The following is an 18,732-nucleotide window of genomic DNA, read 5'->3' as shown; positions in this document are numbered from 1 at the left end:
AAGTGAACCAGATTCATCGATCCGTGACAACTGCGCGCTTGTCCGCTCGCCGTCGGCTGGTCATTCCTAAGCGCCAAGGAAGAACAACTTGCGGGAGGAACTGATGCTGCTCAGCGGTAAGACGGCCATCATTTCGGGCGCGGCCTCGCCGCGCGGGATTGGGCTTGCCACCGCCCGGCGGTTCGCCGCCGAGGGCGCTCGGGTCGCCATTCTCGATATTGACGCCGGCGCTGCGGCGGATGCTGCGGCATCGCTTGGAAATTCCCATATCGGACTAGGGTGCGACGTCGCCGACAAATCGTCCTGCGCGCAGGCGGTCGCCCGCGTGATCGAAGCCTTTGGCGGCATCGATGTTTTGATCAACAATGCCGGCATCACCCAGCCAGTGAAGTTCCTGGAGATTTCGGCGGCCGATTGGGATCGCATCCAGGATGTCAATCTGAAGGGTGTTCTGTTCCTCTCCCAGGCCGTGATCCCGCACATGCGAGCACGGAAGTCCGGATCGATCGCATGCATGTCGTCGGTCTCGGCCCAGCGCGGCGGTGGAATTTTTGGCGGCCCGCACTACTCCGCGGCGAAAGCCGGTGTGCTTGGCCTTGCCAAGGCGATGGCCCGTGAGTTCGGTCCGGATGGCATTCGCGTCAATTGCGTCACGCCCGGCCTGATCGGCACCGATATCACAGCGGGCAAGCTGACCGACGAGATGAGGGCAAAGATCCTGGAAGGCATTCCGCTCAATCGTCTCGGCACGGCCGAAGACGTCGCCGGGATCTACACCTTCCTAGCCTCGGATCTCTCCGCTTATGTGACCGGCGCCGTGATCGACGTCAACGGCGGCATGCTCATCCACTGAGCCAGCAAGACAAGGTCAGATCGATGGAACCCGTGACCAAGACCCTTACGAATACGCCCAAGCTGGCGGACCGCGCCTACAACATTCGCCGCAACGCCCTGCGCATGGGTGAGGTCCAGGGCCAGGGCTATATCGCACAGGCGCTGGACATCTCCGACGTTCTCGCCGTGGCCTATTTTCATGCGATGCGCTATCGGCCCGAAGATCCTTCTTGGGAGGAGCGCGACCGCTTTTTGCTCTCCAACGGGCACTATGCCATCGCGCTCTACGCGGCCTTGATCGAGGCGGGGATCGTCCCCGAGGAAGAGCTCGAAACTTATGGCAGCGACGAGAGCCGGTTGCCGATGTCGGGCATGGCCTCCTACACACCCGGAATGGAAATGTCGGGCGGTTCGCTCGGGCTCGGACTCAGCATTGCCGTCGGCATGGGCCTGGGGCTCAAGCGCAAGAAGTCCGAGGCGCGGGTGTACACCTTGTTCTCCGATGGCGAGCTCGACGAAGGCTCGGTTTGGGAGGCGATCCAGTCGGCGGGCCACTACAAGCTCGACAATCTGATCGGCATCGTCGACGTCAACAATCAGCAGGCGGACGGCCCTTCGACGCAGGTCATGGCGTTCGAGCCGCTGGTCGACAAGCTTCAGGCCTTCGGCTGGTTCGTGCAGCGCGTCGACGGCAACGATCTCGATGCCGTGGTTGCCGCCTTCGACGCGGCCAAGTCCCATCCCGAGCCCAAGCCGCGGATGATCGTCGCCGACACGCTGATGGGCAAGGGCGTTCCTTTCCTCGAGCAGCGCGAGAAGAGCCATTTCATCCGCGTCGAGCAACACGAATGGCAGCTCGCGCTTGCCGCGCTGGAAGCCGGGAGGCAGGCATGAAAACCGTCCGATCAGCACCGCAGCCGGGCAAGCCGCGCCTGACCACCTCAGCCATGATTGCCTCGATCGCGGCCGAGGGGCAGAGGACGAAGCCGGCGCCCTTTGGACACGCGCTTGTCGAGCTCGCGCGCAGCCGTCCTGATGTGGTCGGCATGACGGCCGATCTCGGCAAGTACACTGACCTGCATATTTTTGCGAAGGAATTTCCGGACCGCTATTACCAGATGGGCATGGCCGAGCAGCTTCTGTTCGGCGCGGCCTCCGGCCTTGCCGCCGAAGGCTTCATGCCGTTCGCCACCACCTACGCCGTGTTCGCGTCTCGGCGGGCTTACGATTTCATTCACCAGACCATTGCGGAGGAAGACCGCAACGTGAAGATCGTCTGCGCGTTGCCGGGCCTGACCTCGGGCTACGGCCCGAGCCATCAGGCAGCGGAGGACCTCGCGCTGTTTCGCGCGATGCCGAATATGACGGTCATCGATCCCTGCGATGCCCACGAAATCGAGCAACTGGTGCCTGCTATCGCGGCGCTTCACGGGCCGGTCTACATGCGTCTGCTGCGCGGCCAGGTGCCGGTCGTGCTGGACGAATATGACTACAAGTTCGAGCTCGGCAAGGCCGCGCTGATCCGTGACGGGAAGGACGTCCTGGTTATCTCATCCGGCATCATGACCATGCGTGCGCTCGAGGCCGCGCAGACCTTGAAGGACGACAGCGTCGATGTTGCGGTGCTGCATGTGCCAACCATCAAGCCGCTCGACGCCGAGACGATCTTGCGCGAAGCCGGCAGGCCGGGCCGGCTCGTCGTCGTTGCCGAAAACCACACAACAATTGGCGGTCTCGGCGAGGCGGTTGCCGCACTTCTGATGCGTTCAGGCGTCCATCCGACTTTCCGCCAGATCGCATTGCCGGACGAGTTTCTTGATGCTGGTGCACTTCCGACGCTGCACGACCGCTACGGGATTTCCACTGTAGAGGTCGCACGACAGATCAAGAAGTGGCTTTAGGATACCGGCGCTAAGCGCCAATCGAGCCAAGCTCAGGTGAGGAGCTACGCCCGTCGCATGTTGTGGCGGCGAGTGATTGCTCCTGCCCAAATGTCTGTGATCTAGAGCCGGCAAGCGGAGAACCCGGAAAGCTGCACGCCAGCGTGCGCTGATGCAGCGGGCAGCAACGTCAATAAAGGACCAGGAGGAAAACATGACAGTATCGAAGCCCGGAAGCATCAGCCGCCGTTCGCTGTTGATGGCAGCCACGGCCGTACCTCTCTGCGGGATTCTGACCCGTCCGGCGTCTGCCGCAGAGTACGTCTATAAGTTCGCGACCGGACAGGATCCGACGCATCCGGTGAATGTCCGGGCCCAGGAGGCCATCGACCGTATTCGCGAAGCGACCAGCGGCCGGCTGGAGATCAGGCTGTTTCCGGCCAATCAACTCGGCTCCGACACCGAGCTTTTGACCCAGGTTCGCAGCGGCGGCGTCGAGTTCTTCAACCAATCGTCCTCGATTCTTGCCACCCTGGTCCCAAGTGCGGGCATCGTGAACACCGGCTTCGCATTCGCCGACTACGACAGCGTATGGAAGGCGATGGACGGCGGCCTCGGCACCTACATCCGGGCGCAGATCGCCAAGACGCCGATCATGGCGGTTTCGAAGGCCTGGGACAACGGCTTTCGTCAGGTGACCTCGTCCGGCCGCGAGGTGCGAACGCCGGATGATCTCAAGAACTTCCAGATCCGCGTGCCGCCCGCGCCATTGCTGACCTCGCTCTTCAAGGCGCTCGGAGCCGGGCCGACGCCGATCAACTTCAACGAGGTCTATTCCGCGTTGCAGACCAAGGTCGTCGACGGCCAGGAGAATCCGTTGCCGATCATCGCGACCGCGCGTCTTTATGAAGTGCAAAGCACGTGCAGCCTGACCGGGCACGTCTGGGACGGTTACTGGATCCTGGGCAACAAGCGCGCCTTCGAGCGCCTGCCCAAGGATGTGCAGGAGATCGTGACGCGCGAGCTCGATCGTTCCGCGGTCGATCAGCGGGCCGACATCGCAAAGCTCAGCCAGTCCCTGCGCGCCGATCTGTCGGCCAAAGGCCTCAAGTTCATCGACGTCGATCGCGCCGCTTTCCGCCAGGCGCTGTCCAAGACCAGCTTTTACGCCGACTGGAAGGGCAAGTTTGGCGAGGAGGCATGGTCTCACCTTGAAAAAGCCGCGGGCCAACTATCATGACCAGCGTGAGCCATACACCGCATGTCGACGGCAGGTTGACACCCGGCACGTCTCAGGCGATCTCGGGCAGATGGGTGGTGCGGGCCAACACATTACTTGGCCACGTGGTTGCGATCCCGGCAGCATTGCTCGTGGTGGCCGAGATCGCGGTCCTGTCCGCGGGCATCGTGGGCAGATACGTGTTCCGCTCGCCGATCGTCTGGTCCGACGAGCTCGCCGGCATTCTCTTCCTCTGGCTCGCCATGTTCGGATCCGTGATTGCGTTCCAGCGCGGCGAGCATATGCGGATGACCGCCATTGTCGGCGTTCTCAGTGCGGAGCTCCGCGCGTTCCTGGATGTCATAGCGGCCGCGGCGTCGCTGGCATTTCTCGTGCTCGTCGTTTGGCCGGCCTATGAATTCGCCGCCGACGAGGCATTCGTCACGACCCCGGCGCTCGAGATCGTCAACACCTGGCGTGCGGCGGCGCTGCCGGTCGGCATCGGGCTGATGCTGATCGCAGCCGTCCTCCGGCTCATCCGCATCGCGAGCCTGCGCAGCTTGCTGGCTTCGCTCGCGATCGTCGCAGGCATCATCGGGACGTTCATTCTGCTGGCGCCGGTCTTGAAGCCGCTTGGCAATCTGAATCTTCTGATCTTCTTCGTTTTCGTGGTCGGCGCGATGGTCTTTGCGGCCGTGCCGATCGCGTTCGCATTCGGCCTCGCCACGGTCGGCTATCTCGCCCTGACAACCAACACGCCCGACGTGGTGATGATCGGACGAATGGATGAGGGCATGAGCCACCTGATCTTGCTCGCCGTGCCTCTCTTCGTCTTTCTCGGCCTTCTGATCGAGATGACGGGCATGGCGCGGGCCATGGTCAGCTTCCTTGCAAGCCTTCTGGGCCACGTGCGCGGCGGACTGCACTACGTGCTCGTCGGGGCGATGTATCTGGTCTCAGGCATTTCCGGCTCCAAGGCGGCGGACATGGCTGCGGTGGCGCCGGTGTTGTTTCCCGAGATGCGGCAGCGGGGGGCCAAGCCCGGCGATCTCGTTGCGCTCCTGGCCGCGACGGGGGCGCAGACCGAGACGATTCCCCCGTCACTGGTTCTGATCACGATCGGCTCAGTGACCGGTGTATCGATCTCGGCGCTGTTCACCGGCGGGTTGCTTCCGGGCGTGGTGCTCGCGGTCATGCTCGCGGCCGTGGTGTGGTGGCGATACCGCCGCGAGGACCTGTCTCACGTCAAACGAGCGACGGGGCGGCAGATCGGCCGCGCCTTCGTGATCGCGATACCGGCGATCGCGCTGCCATTCGTGATCCGGACCGCTGTCGTCGAAGGCGTTGCGACGGCGACGGAGGTCTCGACCATTGGCATCCTGTACTCGGCCTGTGCGGGTCTCTTCATCTATCGGCAGTTCGACTGGCGTCGCATCTATCCGATGCTGCTCGAGACGGCCTCGCTGTCGGGGGCGATTCTCCTCATCATCGGCGCGGCGACGGGCATGGCGTGGGCGCTGACTCAGTCGGGATTTTCCGCCTCTCTTGCCAAGTTCATGACCAGCCTTCCCGGCGGCGTTCCTGTGTTCCTCGCCGTGACGATCGTGACCTTCGTGATCCTGGGCAGCGTTCTGGAAGGGATTCCGGCCATCGTCCTGTTCGGACCGCTGTTGTTCCCGATCGCGCGGCAGGTCGGGGTGCACGATGTCCACTATGCGATGGTGGTCGTTCTGGCCATGGGCATCGGGCTGTTCGCGCCACCGTTCGGCGTCGGCTACTACGCGGCCTGCGCGATCAGTCGCATCAACCCGGACGAGGGAATGAAGCCGATCGTGGGCTACATGATCGCGCTCTTGATCGGTACACTGATCGTCGCAGCCGTGCCCTGGCTATCGATCGGCTTCCTTTGACGCCTCGGCGGGACGCCTCGCGGGACAAAACCGCGAGGCACCTCGTCAGGCGAATTTCGGCAGATGCAGCGGCAAGCCTTCGCAGGGCATATCGATCTCCTCGACCTGGCCCTTGCCGACTTCGGTGACGCGCAGCTTCTTGCCTTCGAGCGCGAAAGCACAATTCGTCGGCTGCGGCCCGTCCAGAATCAGACGGTCGGCGACCTCACCCCGGTGGTCCAGCACCGTGACGTTCTTCTGGTTGTAGACCGTGCAATAAAGCCGGCCGTCCGTGCCGAAGGCCATTCCATCCGGCCCCTTGAAATCGGGATTGGCGTCCGGTTGCAGGACGTTGCCGAAAACCACCCGTTTCGGCGCGGCCTCGCCAAGCACGTCGTATCGGTAGATCTCGCCGGTAAAGGATGCGTTGGCATAGAGGTGATCGTCGGGACCGAAAGCAATGCCGTTGGTGAAGCGGATCTTGCGATCGAGCACGCGTACGACCTTCATGGCCGCCGGATCGATCTCATACACACGACCGTCCCAATCAAGGTCCATATAACCGTCGACGAAGGCCTGGCCGTTGATGAAATCTTCAGCCGCCATGCCGGAGTCGGTCATGTAAAGCAGCCCATTCGGACCGAAGCAGAGATCGTTCGGAAACAGGAAGCGGTCCGTACCTTTGCCCTGCATTCGCCGGATCTCGTTTCCGCCTTCGTCGATGCAAATCAGCGCCCGGAGGCCTGCTTCCGCGATCCAGATCCGACCGTCGCCGTCAGTCGTCAACCCGTTCGGACGCCCACCCGTCGTCCGGATGACCCTGCGATTGCCGCGAGGATCAAGCCGTGTAACACAAAGGGTCGACGCTGACATTTCGGTCACATACATCGATCCATCGGGCAGGCACACCGGCCCCTCCGGAGCTCCAATTCCGGTGGCAAACAGTCTCGACGCCATTTTTTCCTCCCTTTCTCCAGATTGCCGGCGCTCGTTACGAGATGACCAGGCCGCTGGCCGGATCGATCAGCACCACGCGATTGAGGTCGATGGCGAGATCGATCCGCTCGCCATGGCTGCCGACGTCATGAGCCTGGAGCTCCGCGACCGCATCGACGCCGCCGATCTTGATGGTGGTGAATGTACGCGTCCCCGTCGGCTGAATGAGATCGGCAACGGCCGAATAGGAGACCACCCCGTCGCGCAGAGGTCCGCCGCCAGCCCGGCTGAAGTGCTGGGGTCGAATGCCGACGAGAACTTCTTGGCCATCCGCACCTGTGAGCAATTTGGCTCTTGCGCTCGGAAGCGTCAGCGCACCGCCGGACTGAAACACAACTGCGGCGCAGCCGCCGCTTGTCTTGAGGGTCGCCGGGACGAGGTTGATCGACGGAGACCCGAGGAAGCCAGCCACAAAGCCCGTACGGGGCTGCTCGAACAGTTCAAGCGGGGCCCCTTGCTGCTCGATCTTTCCATCGCGGAGCAGCACGATGCGGTCGGCGAGCGTCATAGCCTCGACTTGATCGTGGGTGACGTAGATCATCGTCGTCGTGATCTCGTGATGCAGACGCTTGATCTCGGTCCGCATCTCGTCGCGCAGTTGAGCGTCGAGATTCGAGAGCGGTTCGTCGAAGAGGAACAGGTCCGCCTTGCGGACGATGGCGCGTCCGATGGCCACCCGCTGACGCTGTCCGCCGGAGAGCTGACGCGGATAGCGCTGCAGGAGATTTCCGATGCCGAGCATGTCGGCGGCTTCGCTGACCCGCTTCCTGATCTCGATCTCTGGAGTCTTGCGGGCGCGCAGACCGAAGGCGATGTTCTCGTTGACGGTCAAATAGGGGTAGAGCGCGTAATTTTGAAATACCATCGCGATGTTGCGCTCGCGCGGGCGCAGATCGTTGACCACCGCCCCACCGATCGTGATGGTTCCGCCGTCCGGGTCTTCAAGACCGGCTATTGTTCGTAAGAGCGTGCTCTTGCCGCAGCCCGATGGTCCTACAAGAACTGCGAATTCGCCGTCGGCGATGGTGAGATCGACACCTCGAACCGCGTGCACGTTGCCATAGTATTTGTGCACCCCGGACAGCTTGACATCAGCCACTCCGCTCTCCCTAACCCTTGACTGCTCCCAAGGAGATGCCGCGCACGAGATAGCGCTGCATCACCGAGACTGCGACGAAGATCGGCAAGGTCCCCAATACGGACATCGCCGCGATCTTTCCCCAGAAATTCGATTGTCCGCCGAAGTAGTGCGTCAGCATGACGGGAAACGTGATGACTTCAGTGCGCGTGAGCACCAGCGCGAAGAGGAAGTCATTCCAGGCGAAGACGAAGGTGAAGACCGACGTCGCCATGAGTCCCGCGCGCACCATTGGAAAGACGACTTTCCAGATCACTTCCCATCGGTTCAGGCCATCGACGAGAGCGCTTTCTTCGAGCTCCAGCGGAACGTCGACGATGTAGCCGCGCATCATCCAAATGACGTAAGGGAGATTGAACGCCGTGTAGAGCAGGATCAGCCCGAAGTAGCCGTCGACGAGACCAAAATAGACGTAGATCAGGAAGATCGGGAAGACGACCGCGATTGGCGGGATCATGCGCTGGGAAATGATCCACATTGCGAGGTTCTCGCCGCCGGTGCCGAAGCGGGCGAGGCTGTAGGCGCACAGCGTTCCGAGAACGATCGCGATGCCGGAACTAGCGCCGGCGACGATCAGGCTGTTCAGGATGGCCAGGACGTCACCGTCCTTGAACAGCACGTAATAGTTCGAAAACTGGATCTGTCCGGGGATCCATAAGGGCGGCACATGATAGATCTCGTCCGGCGTCTTGAACGAAATCATGAACAGCCAGTAGACCGGAAACAGGAACAGCAGCGTTACGACGCCGGCGCCGAGATAGCGAAGCGCCAGGATGCGGGCTTTTCTCGCTGGAAGTCTGCCGACCTTCATCGCGCAAGCTCCATGCGCTTGAGGACCAGGGTGGTGATAACGGTGAGCAGCGCAATCACCAAAAACGAGATCGCGGCCGTATAGCTGGTCTCGAATTGCGAGAAGCCCTGGACGTAGGTGTAGAGCGAGACGGTCTCGGTCATCGAGCCCGGACCGCCTTCGGTAAGAGCCCAGATGATGTCGAAGATGCGGACGAGGTCCAGGCCCCGGATCAGGCAAGCGACGGCGACCACGGGGGCGATGGCCGGCAGAACGATCGCGCGGAGCACGCGCAGGTATGATGCGCCATCGATCTCCGCAGCCTCGAGCTGCGACTGGTCGACATTCGATAGCGCCGCGAGCAGCAGCAGGAACATGAAGGGCGACCACTGCCAGACCTCGCAGATGATGATTGCCGGATAAACGTAGACAGGATTGACCGTCCAAAGGATTCGCACCGGCTCGCCCGCGATGAAGCTCAGGATCTCACCGACCGGACCGAAGCGAACGTCGAACATCAGCCGCCAGGTCGCTCCCGCGACGATCGGAGAGATCACAGTCGGAAGCACCAGCAGCGCGACGAAGAGCTGGCGTCCGGGCATGCGATCGATGAAGAGCTGCGCCATCAGGAAACCGATCAGCAGCTCGAGGGGGAGGGCGACCGCGGTGATGATGACGGTGTGGCCGAGCGAGGCCCAGAGGCGGGCATCCCTGAACAGCTCCGCATAGTTCAAGAGGCCAACGAAGGACGTGTCGTTCTCGGTCATCGTGATGCGCTGGAGGCTCACGATGAGCGAGTAGATCAGGGGAAACAAGCCGACCAGGAGAAGGATCAGAATGGCCGGTGCGACGATGAGATAGGGCAGGCGATCCTCGAGCATGCGCCCGAGGCGGCTCGGGCGGCGTTGCTCGGCACCGTTGAGACTTGCGGAAAGCGTCATCATAGGTCCAGGAAACGACACCGCATAGGAGGACGATGCCTCCCATGCGGTGTCCAAAGCAGCTATTGGGGATAGGCGCCGGGCTTGGCCGCCCAGACCTTGTAGACGGCCTTTTGATTGTCGACGCCGACCTTGTCGGTGATGGCATCGAATTGTTGCGCCATGCGGTCGAGAATGGCCTTGGGATCTTCGCCGGCCCAAAGGCTCGAGATCGCCTTGGTCATCGCTTCGTCGTACTTGTCCTGCTGCAGCAGGGAGAGATCGAGCAGGCCCTTCTCACCGGATGTCTTGATCGTATCGAGATAGGCCGTGGCGTCAGGCCAGAGCGCGCGGTATTTCTCGCTCGCATAGTGCGAGAGGCGGAACGGATCGCGCAGCGTATAGGGGAGTTGGACGCGCTCGAGACTGGTCTTCTTGCTGTTCAGCCATTGGATGAAGAGATAGGCCGCCTCCTTGTTCTTGCTGGTGGCCGACACCGACAAGTCGAAGCCGACGCCAAGCTCCGGACGGCCGAGAGGCGTGAGCGCGTAGCCGACCTTGCCGGCGACTTGCGATTTCGGCACCCACTTCAGCGCTTCTTCGCCCGAGCCGTAGCCCGCAGCCCAGCGTCCGTACGGCGGCCAGGAGATGGTCATCGCGGTCGTGCCTTGGAGGAATGCCGCGAGATTGTCGACGAAATTCCACTGCTCCACGCCCGGCGGCATGAACTTGTTTTCCGCCAGCATTTCCTTGAACACCTTGAGGCCGACTTCGCCATTCACCGTCGCCTTCATGGTCTCCGCATTGAAGAACTTGCCGCCCTCCATGCGGAAACGCTCTTGGAACATGTATTGCGGATATGGCGCGGTGCGGAAGAAGCCGGCGCCGTAAACCTTGGGCGCCGTCTTGTCGGTGATGAACTGACCGATCTCGTCGAACTGCTTCCAGTCCTTCGGCGGTGCAAGTTCGTAGCCGAACTTGGCCTTGAACTCCTCCTTCACCTTCGGATCCTCGAAGATGTCCTTGCGGTAGTAGAGCAGCATCACGTCGCCGTCGTCCGGAAAGCCGAAGATCTTCCCGTCGTACTGCATCTGGTTGTCGCGGTAGGCCGCCGCGATGTCCTGCAACTCGTCGCGATAGCCGAATTTGTCGACATACTTGTCGAGTGGCTCAAGCGCGCCGGCGCGCGCAAGATCAGGCATCCAGGACGGAATGACGTTCAGCGCGTCGTAGGCTCCGGCGCCCGATTTGAAATCCTGCATGATCTTGGTGAACATCTGGTCGGTGGGCACTTCGACCACTTTCACCTTGATGCCGGTGAGCTTCTCCCATTTGGGACCCGAGTAATTCAGTGGGTCGAGCGATTGGAGACCGGCCTCCCAGACGATGCTGATCGTCGTGCCCGCATACTTCTTTGCTGCTTCGACCGCGATGTCGGCAGCATCCTTATCGGCGGCAGGCGCCGAGGCACCAGTGAGCGCTAGGACAGCAGCCGCTCCGAGAAACGTCCTGAACTTCATCCCATCTTCCTCCTCTCCTGGGCGTCCGCAGACCGGCAGGCGGCTTTGGAGCGCTTCTCACGTGAACTTTTGGCTGATCAGCAGGTGCGGATATCGCCCCGCAGCGCGAGCTCGGTCGGGCGGAACCGATGCTGCGGGCAAATCCATTCATCTATGGCGAGAATTGCCGCTCAGGCATCTTTCGGCCAGGTCTGCATCAGCCAGACTAGGCTTCCCGAATGAACGCGATTTGGCTTCCTTGAAGCACGCATCCTCCCTAAAAACGCTGTTAGCTCTGATTTTGAGCTAGTCTGCGTTGTCGCAGAACTCTTCGACAAATGAGAACTTTGCAGGCATGGGTGAGCTACATTCACCTGTCCAGCCTGCGGCTCTCAGAAGCAAGACAAGTTCGGACTTGCTCTACCGCCTAGTTCTATCTGCGAGGCGGCGCTCCTGCGCACGTCGTTGCTAAGCATGCGTGATACGAACCAAGTGCTGCCGCCATCGGTCGTCAGGCTCAGCGCCGTTGTCGAGTGCAGACCGCGGGCATCATCGACCGCCACTGCAATGTAGGCGGCGTAGAGCAGGCTTAGTCCACCGCCGCGCCTGTGGCGATCACTGCGCATCGATGCTGGTCAAACGCTGGATCACAAAATAATGGCCGTCGATCGTACGTCGCAGTCAACTCGTCAATTGCTCGCGCGCGGTGCCAGCGCACAGATCGAGATCGCCGCCAAGCATAAAGATCCGCCCGCTCGCGGCGATCACGACAGCGCCGACGTACGGGCGTTCGCGTTTGTAGCCATTACCAAGACGGCGGCCTAACGCTTCGACAAGGTGCCAAAAGCGCGAACTCACCAGGTCGTGCTGGGTCGGCAAACCTCGTTAGGAGAGCGGTCGCGGGCGCGGCGCCATTTCCGAGTCGAGGATCAGTCGTCCATCGAGTCGGCCGTCCAGACGCTTCACGTACTCGGAAGCCTCTTCCATATGCGCCTTCATGAGCGCACGCACGCGCTCGCTGTCTCTCGCGCGAGCGGCTTTCGCGATCTCCGCATGAATCTTGACGTTGGCGCACCCGAATTTCGTGTGTTCTTCCGGAGGCGTCTGCGTGCTGAAGACGACCAGGCGTCGGAGCATTTCGTTGATCAGCTCACATGCGAAGCGCAGGAAGGGATTGGGATTTGCTGCAGCCAGGATGTCGTGAAAATCCAGATCCGCCTGGCGTTGGCGGACCAGAAGAGAGGGCTCCTGCGAGGTCGGTTGGCAGGTCTCGATGTTGTGCTCGAGCGCATCGAGCTGCTCGTCGGAAAGAAATGGCACCGAGCCGGCGGCCAGTTCCGGCTCGAGCAATCGGCGCGCTGCATAGATGTCCTCCATGCTGACTTCCTTGAAGAACAGATAGTTCTGCAACAGTTGAAACGTGCGCGCGAGTGGCACCTCGATAATCGTTGCGCCGCCGGTAGGACCGGTGCTGACCGTGATCAGTCCTTGGACCTCAAGCGATTTTAGCGCCTCGCGGATGGTGCTCTTGCTGACCGAAAACAGCCGCTGAAGCTCCTTTTCCATCGGAAGTTTGGCTCCCGGGAGAAGATTCTTCTGCGTGATCAACTGCTTGATCTCCTCGGTAACGAGATCGGCGCGCTTTTGAATTTTCAGCCGGCCTGGTGGCTTCGGCATTTTTTCCAGTTCCGTCGTCATCCGAAAATCTCCAGAGCGATCAGCAAGTTGGCGGCACATCCGTCCACGGATCGCGCAGCGCGCCGAAGAAAAGATTCGAGTCGCCGATTGACACTTCTCCCACGGTCTGCATATTCATGCAAATCCGGTTTATCATGATAAATAGAATAAAACGGATCGTTGGGCGAGGGACCATGATGGTGATGGGGCGAGAAATCCCTGTAATCTGGGCGGCGATTCACACGCCGTTCGACGACTCCGGCGCCATCGACGAGGCCGGGATCCGTCGGAACGTCCGGCACTACATCGCAACCGGATTGGCGGGGGTGTTCTGCAATGGACTGATCGGCGAGGTCTGGTCGCTCACGCTGCAAGAAAGGCAGCGCGTCGTCGAAGTGATCGCCGATGAGGCCGGAGGCCGTCTCGGGATCTCGGTGGTGATCTCGGGTCCTTCGGTTGAAGAGACCATCGAGCTTGGCGAGCACGCGCGTCGACTCGGCGTCAGTCACGCCGTGCTGATGGTCCCGACCTCAGGGCCGCGATCCCCTGCGCAGCAGTTCGAATATCTGCACCACATCTGCACACGTCTGGAGATGCCGATCGTCATCTTCAACGCCCGAACCGCTGCAGGCAGCCCGTTGGATCCTGCCGTTTTCACGCAGCTTTGTTCGCTGCCCAATCTCAAGCTGCTGAAGACGACCGGCACTACAGCCGAGAACGCTGCGCTTCGCCAAGCCGCGCGCAATGGCGTGCTCGTCTCCGATCCTTTGGAAGAAAACTTCTTCGTCAACATGCAGGGCGAAGGTCAGTCGATCCTGTATGCCGACCCTGAGCCTTACCTTTACCAACGCGGGGACTTTCGTCCGATCGCGAACTACGTGGCGCTGCTGGCGTCCGGACAAACGGAAGAGGCGGCGCGCATCTGCGCGTCACTCGCACCGCAACGGGCCGTCTTCAACAAGTGGATCATGGACCCGCTGAAGCGCGGTCACATGCCGAACGCGGCGGTCAAGCACTGGTGCGATCTGGTCGGCATTGCCGGTGGCGCCGTGCGCTCGCCCGTCACCCCCCTGTCCGCCGCCGAACGGAGAGAACTGGAAGCAGACCTCGTCGCATGCGAGGCGCCAGGCATGCTCTCTGCCGCCGAACGAACCTCGTCATAGCCTGATCATCCAGGGAGAGAAAAATGACCTTGAGACCCTTCGACCGTCGCTCGTTCCTTCAGATGCTGGCCGCTGCCGGCTCCGCACCATTCATTCTCGATATTCAGGCTGCGCACGCGGAAACGCCCCTTACGGTCGGGATCCTCTATTCCGGTTCAAAACAGGATTATGGCTTCAACCAGTCTCATGCGCAGGCCGCAGCCGCGCTGAAGAAGCTACCCGGCATCAAGGTGGTCGAAGAGGAGCGCGTTCCCGAAACGATCGCCGCCCAGCGCAGCATGGAAGGGATGATCCGCCAGGATGGCGCGCAGCTCATCCTGGCGACGTCCTTCGGCTACTTCAAGCCTCACGTTCTGGAGATGGCGGCCAAATATCCGGATGTCACCTTCGCTCACACCGGCGGCGTCTGGACAGCGGGCATGCCCGAAAACATCGGCACGTTCTACGCCTACATTTTCGAGGCGCAGTACATTTCGGGAATCGTCGCGGGCCACATGACGAAAAGCAAGAAGATCGGCCTCGTCGCTGCAAAGCCGACGCCCAATCTTCTGCGCAGCATCAACGCGTTCGCGATCGGCGCCCGTTCGGTCGATCCCGCCATTCAGGTGCAGGTCATCTTCACGGGCGATTGGGTGCTTCCCGTGCGCGAAGCGGAGGCGACGAATACGCTCGTCGACCAGGGCGCCGACGTCATCGCGGCCCAGGTGGATAGCCCGAAGGTGGTGATCGAGACGGCCGAGAAGCGCGGCGTCATGTCGTGCGGCTACCATTCGAGCCAGGCGGATGTCGCTCCCAACGGCTATCTCACAGGAGCCGAATGGAACTGGATCACGCCATATCTTGTGTATGCCGGCAGCGTCCGGGGTGGCAAAAAGCCCGAGCACTATCTGCGTGCCGGCATCTCCGACCATTTCGTCAAGAACAGTCCTTTCGGAAAGCTCGTCACGCCCGAGGCCCGCGCTGCGGCCGAGAAGGCAAGAGCAGATCTTATCGGCGGCACGCTCGTGATCTACAGCGGTCCACTCAAGGACAACAAGGGCAACGTCGTTGTTCCTGCCGGCGTCATGCAGAACAGCAACGACCGTGTCCTCGACGGCATCAACTACCTCGTCGAGGGAATCATCGGCCAAGTCTAGGAGGCGAGCTTGTCTTCGATCTCGGGAGTCGAGTCCGTGCCTTCGGGCCAGCCGCGAACCGCAGCCCAGCTCAGCGTGGCCTTGCCCGTCCTGGCGGTGCTGCTTGCATCGGCGGTCTTCGCGGCCTTCGTTGCCCTGTATGGGCAGAACCCTTTCACGGTATTCGGCTTGATCGTTCAAGGCGGCTTCGGCAGCAGCTTCGCCTGGCAGGATACCTTGTCGCGGGCCGCACCGTTGATCTTGGTTGGCTTGGCCGTTGCCATACCTGCGCAGGCAGGGCTGGTGATCATCGGCGGCGAGGGGGCTCTGGTGCTCGGAGGACTTGCAGGGGCCGTCGTGACGTTGCCGTTTGCGGGGGCGCACGCACTTCCGATGCAAGTCATCATGTTAGCCGCAGGCGCTCTCGCCGGAGGACTCTGGTTCGGTCTGGCCGCTGTGCTCCGGCAATATCGCGGTGTGAATGAAACGATCTCGAGCCTGCTCCTGTCCTACATAGGGATCGCGATCTTTCACCATCTGACGGAAGGCCTGCTCCGGGATCCGGCGAGCCTGGACAAGCCGTCGACCCATCCGATCGATCCGTCCTACATGTTGCCCATGCTGCCGGGCGTTGGCGTTCATGCCGGGCTTGCGGTCAGCCTGGCGCTGGCCATCATCGCCCACGTCGTGCTGCGCTACACACGGTGGGGCTTTGCGCTACGCGTGGTCGGCGGTAGCGCCAGGGTCGCGAGGATGGTCGGCCTGGCCGTGAATCGCTGGGTCATCGGTGCGACGTTTGTGGCCGGCGGAATGGCGGGAGTTGCCGGCGCGATCGAAGTGGCGGCCGTGCAGGGGACGGCCAACTCCTCACTCATCGTTGGCTATGGCTACAGCGGAATCCTTGTCGCGTTCCTGGCGCGTCACCAGCCGCTCGCGATTGTCGCAGTCGCGCTCTTGATCGGCGGCATGCAGGCAAGTGCCAGCCTGCTGCAACGGCGCCTCGAGCTTCCCGACGCGACGATGCTGGTGTTTCAGGGCTTGATCTTCGTCTGCGTCCTCGTTGCGGATGCAATTGCGCAACAACTCCGAGAAAACACGCGGAGGTAAAGCATGGACGTGACATCAATCGGCTGGCTCACGCTGCCACTCGCAATTCTGGGAGGAGCGATCCGTGTTTCCACGCCCTTCATCTTCGTCAGCATCGGCGAGCTCATCACCGAAAAATCGGGGCGCATCAACCTGGGTCTCGAAGGCACGCTCATGCTGGGCGCCATGGCGGGATATGGGGGCTCCTATCTTTCTGGTTCGCCCTGGCTCGGCGTGCTCGCAGCGGGACTGGCCGGAACCACCTTCGGCCTGCTGCACGGTCTTCTCTGCAGCGTGAAGCGCGTCAACGATACGGCGATCGGTATCAGCCTCATCGTGCTCGGCACAGGCCTGGCGTTCTTCTTCGGCAAACCCCTGATCGAACCCAAGGCGCCAGCGCTTGCTTCGATATCTCTCGGATTCTGGTCGAGCATGCCGCAAGTGCGAGCAGCGTTGGACGTGAACGCGCTGTTCCTTGTCGGAATTCTATTGGCCTTTGCAGTCTATGTCTTCCTGAACAGGACTGGCTGGGGACTGATGCTGCGCACCGTCGGAGACAGCGAGGATGCGGCACGCGCGCTTGGCTTTCCGGTATTGCGGGTGCGCATCATCGCGACGATGGCCGGCGGCTTCCTCGCAGGCATCGGTGGCAGCTTCCTGTCGCTCTCATATCCCGGGAGCTGGAGTGAGGGTCTGTCCAGCGGGCAGGGCATCATGGCGGTGGCGCTCGTCATCTTTGCGCGTTGGCGTTCCATCAACGCCCTCGGCGCATCACTTCTGTTCGGCGGTGCAGGCGCCCTCGGGCCGGCGCTGCAGGGTGTTGGCGTCACCGGCTATTATTACCTGTTCAACGCGGCTCCCTACATCCTGACGCTGGCGATCATGGTGGCCTCGACGTCGCGCGCGGCTCCGTTCGCCGATGCGCCCGGCGAACTCAAGCTGCACCGATGAGAAACGCTGTGACAGGAATACATCCCCTGAGGATCGTCCGATGACCGCTCCGCAAGTCGAACTGTTGAACATGACGAAGAGTTTCGGAGCGAATCTCGCTCTGAACAACGTGTCGCTGCTGATCCGGTCGAGCACTGTCCATGCGCTGCTCGGGGAGAATGGCGCCGGAAAGAGCACGTTGGTCAAATGTCTCGTGGGTTTCTACCATCCGGAGAATGGCCATATCCATGTCAACGGGCGCGAGCACAGGCTGAACTCGCCGAAGGATGCCGACGCGCTCGGCATCGGCATGGTGTATCAGCATTTCACGCTGGTTCCGTCCATGACGGTCGCGCAGAATCTCGTTGTCAGCGGCGCGAGACTGCCGGCCTACGTCAACTGGCAAAGCGAGCTGAAGCGGCTGGCGGACGTCACCAAGAAGCTTCCGTTCCACGTTCCGCTCGATGTGCGAGTTTCGCAGCTCTCTGCGGGCGAGAGGCAGAAAGCCGAGATCGTCAAGCAGCTCTATCTCGGGCGCAAGCTTCTTATCCTGGACGAGCCGACGTCCGTACTCACGCCGGCAGAAGCCGATGAGGTGCTCGGCTATGTTCGCAGCCTGACGCAGGCGGGCGATCTCAGCGCCGTTTTGATCAGCCACAAGTTTCATGAAGTACGTCGATACGCTGACGACGTCACGGTGCTGCGGCGCGGTGCATCGGTCCGAACGGGAGCGGTCGCCGATCTGTCGGACGACGCGCTGGCCGAAGCAATGATCGGCGAACCCGTGAGCAAGACCGTCCAGCACACGCCGAGATTGGGGCCGAAGACTAACATTGTGCTCTCCATCAAGGAGGTCTCCGTGAACGGGGACAACGGACTAGCGGTCGTGAAGGACCTTTCGCTCGAGGTTCGTGAAGGCGAAATTGTCGGGATTGCCGGCGTGTCCGGGAACGGCCAGTTGGAGTTGGTCGAGACCTTGATGGGACAGCGGAATCGCAGTGGTACAATCGTCGTATCCGGCGCCGCGTTCAACGGTACGCGAAGAGAAATTGCCCGCCTCGGCGTTTACGGGTTGCCGCAGGAGCCGCTCAAGAACGCCTGCATCGATCGGATGTCGCTGGCGGAGAACCTTGCCCTGCGCAACTTCGATCGGGCGCCGCTCTGTCGAGGTATTGCGATGAACTACCGAGCGCTCGCGGAGCAGGCCGAGAAGCTCGTGAAGCAATTTCGTGTCAAAGCCCCCGGCTTGACGGCGAGCATGAGCGCGCTGTCCGGAGGCAACGTGCAGCGGGCGCTTCTGGCGCGAGAACTCACCCAAGACGTCCGATTGCTGATCGCGTCCAATCCGACGTTCGGACTTGATTTCGTTGCCTGCGAAGAGACCTACCGCCGGATCGTCGAGGCACGGAACGGCGGCGCCGCGGTGCTGCTGATCTCGGAAGACCTCGACGAGCTGCTTGGTCTGGTCGACAGAATCCTCGTCATGAGCGGGGGGCGCATTGTCCATGAGGTTTCGGCCGACCGTGCCGACAAGCGCGTGATCGGAAAATACATGGCTGGAATGAAAGCGGCCTGACTTAAGGCGCGTATCGGAAC

At 61.7% G+C, this 18,732-nt stretch carries 17 protein-coding genes; 11 read left to right on the top strand and 6 right to left on the bottom strand.

All coding sequences use genetic code 11. The annotated features are described in order from the left end of the window. Positions 1 to 103: 103 nt before the first annotated feature. The 5 genes from WN73_RS19480 (at position 104) to WN73_RS19460 (ending at position 5,843) form a co-directional block, all read left to right on the top strand. Entirely contained in the window at positions 104 to 853 is a 750-nt protein-coding gene (locus WN73_RS19480; RefSeq protein ID WP_271554402.1) for an SDR family NAD(P)-dependent oxidoreductase, read from the top strand. Positions 854 to 876: 23 nt separating this feature from the next. Next, the gene (locus WN73_RS19475) at positions 877 to 1,728 is read left to right on the top strand and encodes a transketolase (protein ID WP_442870113.1); all 852 of its coding nucleotides are present in this window, start codon (positions 877 to 879) and stop codon (positions 1,726 to 1,728) included. Beyond that, on the top strand, positions 1,725 to 2,735 hold the full coding sequence (locus WN73_RS19470) for a transketolase family protein (protein WP_271554398.1): 1,011 nt from the start codon (positions 1,725 to 1,727) through the stop codon (positions 2,733 to 2,735). Before WN73_RS19475 ends, WN73_RS19470 begins: the two co-directional genes overlap by 4 nt. Before the next feature lie 193 nt (positions 2,736 to 2,928). Then, complete coding sequence (locus WN73_RS19465; protein WP_271554392.1) at positions 2,929 to 3,954, top strand: TRAP transporter substrate-binding protein; 1,026 nt, start codon at positions 2,929 to 2,931, stop codon at positions 3,952 to 3,954. After that, positions 3,951 to 5,843: a TRAP transporter large permease gene (locus WN73_RS19460; protein WP_271554391.1), complete on the top strand. Its 1,893-nt coding sequence runs from the start codon at positions 3,951 to 3,953 to the stop codon at positions 5,841 to 5,843. The genes WN73_RS19465 and WN73_RS19460 overlap by 4 nt, the downstream gene beginning before the upstream one ends. 45 nt (positions 5,844 to 5,888) lie before the next feature. Here the strand turns inward: WN73_RS19460 and WN73_RS19455 are convergent, their stop codons facing one another. From WN73_RS19455 to WN73_RS19435, 5 genes are all read right to left on the bottom strand, one after another. After that, the gene (locus tag WN73_RS19455; RefSeq protein WP_333937979.1) at positions 5,889 to 6,515 is read right to left on the bottom strand and encodes an SMP-30/gluconolactonase/LRE family protein; all 627 of its coding nucleotides are present in this window, start codon (positions 6,513 to 6,515) and stop codon (positions 5,889 to 5,891) included. Between the two features lie 298 nt (positions 6,516 to 6,813). Further along, positions 6,814 to 7,917: an ABC transporter ATP-binding protein gene (locus WN73_RS19450; protein ID WP_271554388.1), complete on the bottom strand. Its 1,104-nt coding sequence runs from the start codon at positions 7,915 to 7,917 to the stop codon at positions 6,814 to 6,816. 10 nt (positions 7,918 to 7,927) lie between these two features. Beyond that, entirely contained in the window at positions 7,928 to 8,767 is an 840-nt protein-coding gene (locus WN73_RS19445) for a carbohydrate ABC transporter permease (RefSeq protein ID WP_271554386.1), read from the bottom strand. Next, positions 8,764 to 9,690, bottom strand: coding sequence for a carbohydrate ABC transporter permease (locus WN73_RS19440; protein WP_271554384.1), 927 nt, complete (start codon positions 9,688 to 9,690; stop codon positions 8,764 to 8,766). The genes WN73_RS19445 and WN73_RS19440 overlap by 4 nt, the downstream gene beginning before the upstream one ends. Positions 9,691 to 9,749: 59 nt before the next feature. Beyond that, entirely contained in the window at positions 9,750 to 11,186 is a 1,437-nt protein-coding gene (locus WN73_RS19435) for an ABC transporter substrate-binding protein (protein ID WP_271554382.1), read from the bottom strand. Between the two features lie 636 nt (positions 11,187 to 11,822). Between WN73_RS19435 and WN73_RS19430 the strand changes: the two genes are divergently transcribed. Then, entirely contained in the window at positions 11,823 to 11,990 is a 168-nt protein-coding gene (locus tag WN73_RS19430) for a hypothetical protein (protein ID WP_271554380.1), read from the top strand. Between the two features lie 60 nt (positions 11,991 to 12,050). On the opposite strand, the gene WN73_RS19425 is transcribed toward WN73_RS19430, so the two are convergent. Beyond that, positions 12,051 to 12,863 (bottom strand): FadR/GntR family transcriptional regulator, encoded by an 813-nt coding sequence (locus WN73_RS19425; RefSeq protein ID WP_271554379.1) that lies wholly within the window; start codon positions 12,861 to 12,863, stop codon positions 12,051 to 12,053. Between the two features lie 173 nt (positions 12,864 to 13,036). Between WN73_RS19425 and WN73_RS19420 the strand changes: the two genes are divergently transcribed. The 5 genes from WN73_RS19420 to WN73_RS19400 all read left to right on the top strand — a co-directional run bounded on the left by WN73_RS19420 (position 13,037) and on the right by WN73_RS19400 (position 18,712). Beyond that, a complete protein-coding gene (locus tag WN73_RS19420; RefSeq protein ID WP_271554377.1) occupies positions 13,037 to 14,005 on the top strand; it encodes a dihydrodipicolinate synthase family protein in 969 nt (322 codons plus the stop codon). 23 nt (positions 14,006 to 14,028) lie between these two features. Next, positions 14,029 to 15,141: a BMP family ABC transporter substrate-binding protein gene (locus WN73_RS19415; RefSeq protein ID WP_271554375.1), complete on the top strand. Its 1,113-nt coding sequence runs from the start codon at positions 14,029 to 14,031 to the stop codon at positions 15,139 to 15,141. Between the two features lie 9 nt (positions 15,142 to 15,150). Beyond that, positions 15,151 to 16,227 (top strand): ABC transporter permease, encoded by a 1,077-nt coding sequence (locus tag WN73_RS19410; protein WP_271554373.1) that lies wholly within the window; start codon positions 15,151 to 15,153, stop codon positions 16,225 to 16,227. 3 nt (positions 16,228 to 16,230) lie between these two features. After that, positions 16,231 to 17,157: an ABC transporter permease gene (locus WN73_RS19405; protein ID WP_271554371.1), complete on the top strand. Its 927-nt coding sequence runs from the start codon at positions 16,231 to 16,233 to the stop codon at positions 17,155 to 17,157. 70 nt (positions 17,158 to 17,227) lie between these two features. Beyond that, on the top strand, positions 17,228 to 18,712 hold the full coding sequence (locus WN73_RS19400) for an ABC transporter ATP-binding protein (RefSeq protein WP_442870116.1): 1,485 nt from the start codon (positions 17,228 to 17,230) through the stop codon (positions 18,710 to 18,712). Positions 18,713 to 18,732: the final 20 nt, after the last annotated feature.

Source organism: Bradyrhizobium sp. CCBAU 45394 (genome assembly GCF_028128655.1).
GTDB lineage: Bacteria > Pseudomonadota > Alphaproteobacteria > Rhizobiales > Xanthobacteraceae > Bradyrhizobium > Bradyrhizobium diazoefficiens.
The sequence above is the reverse complement of the archived record's forward strand: the minus strand, read 5'-3'. Positions and strand labels throughout refer to the sequence as shown.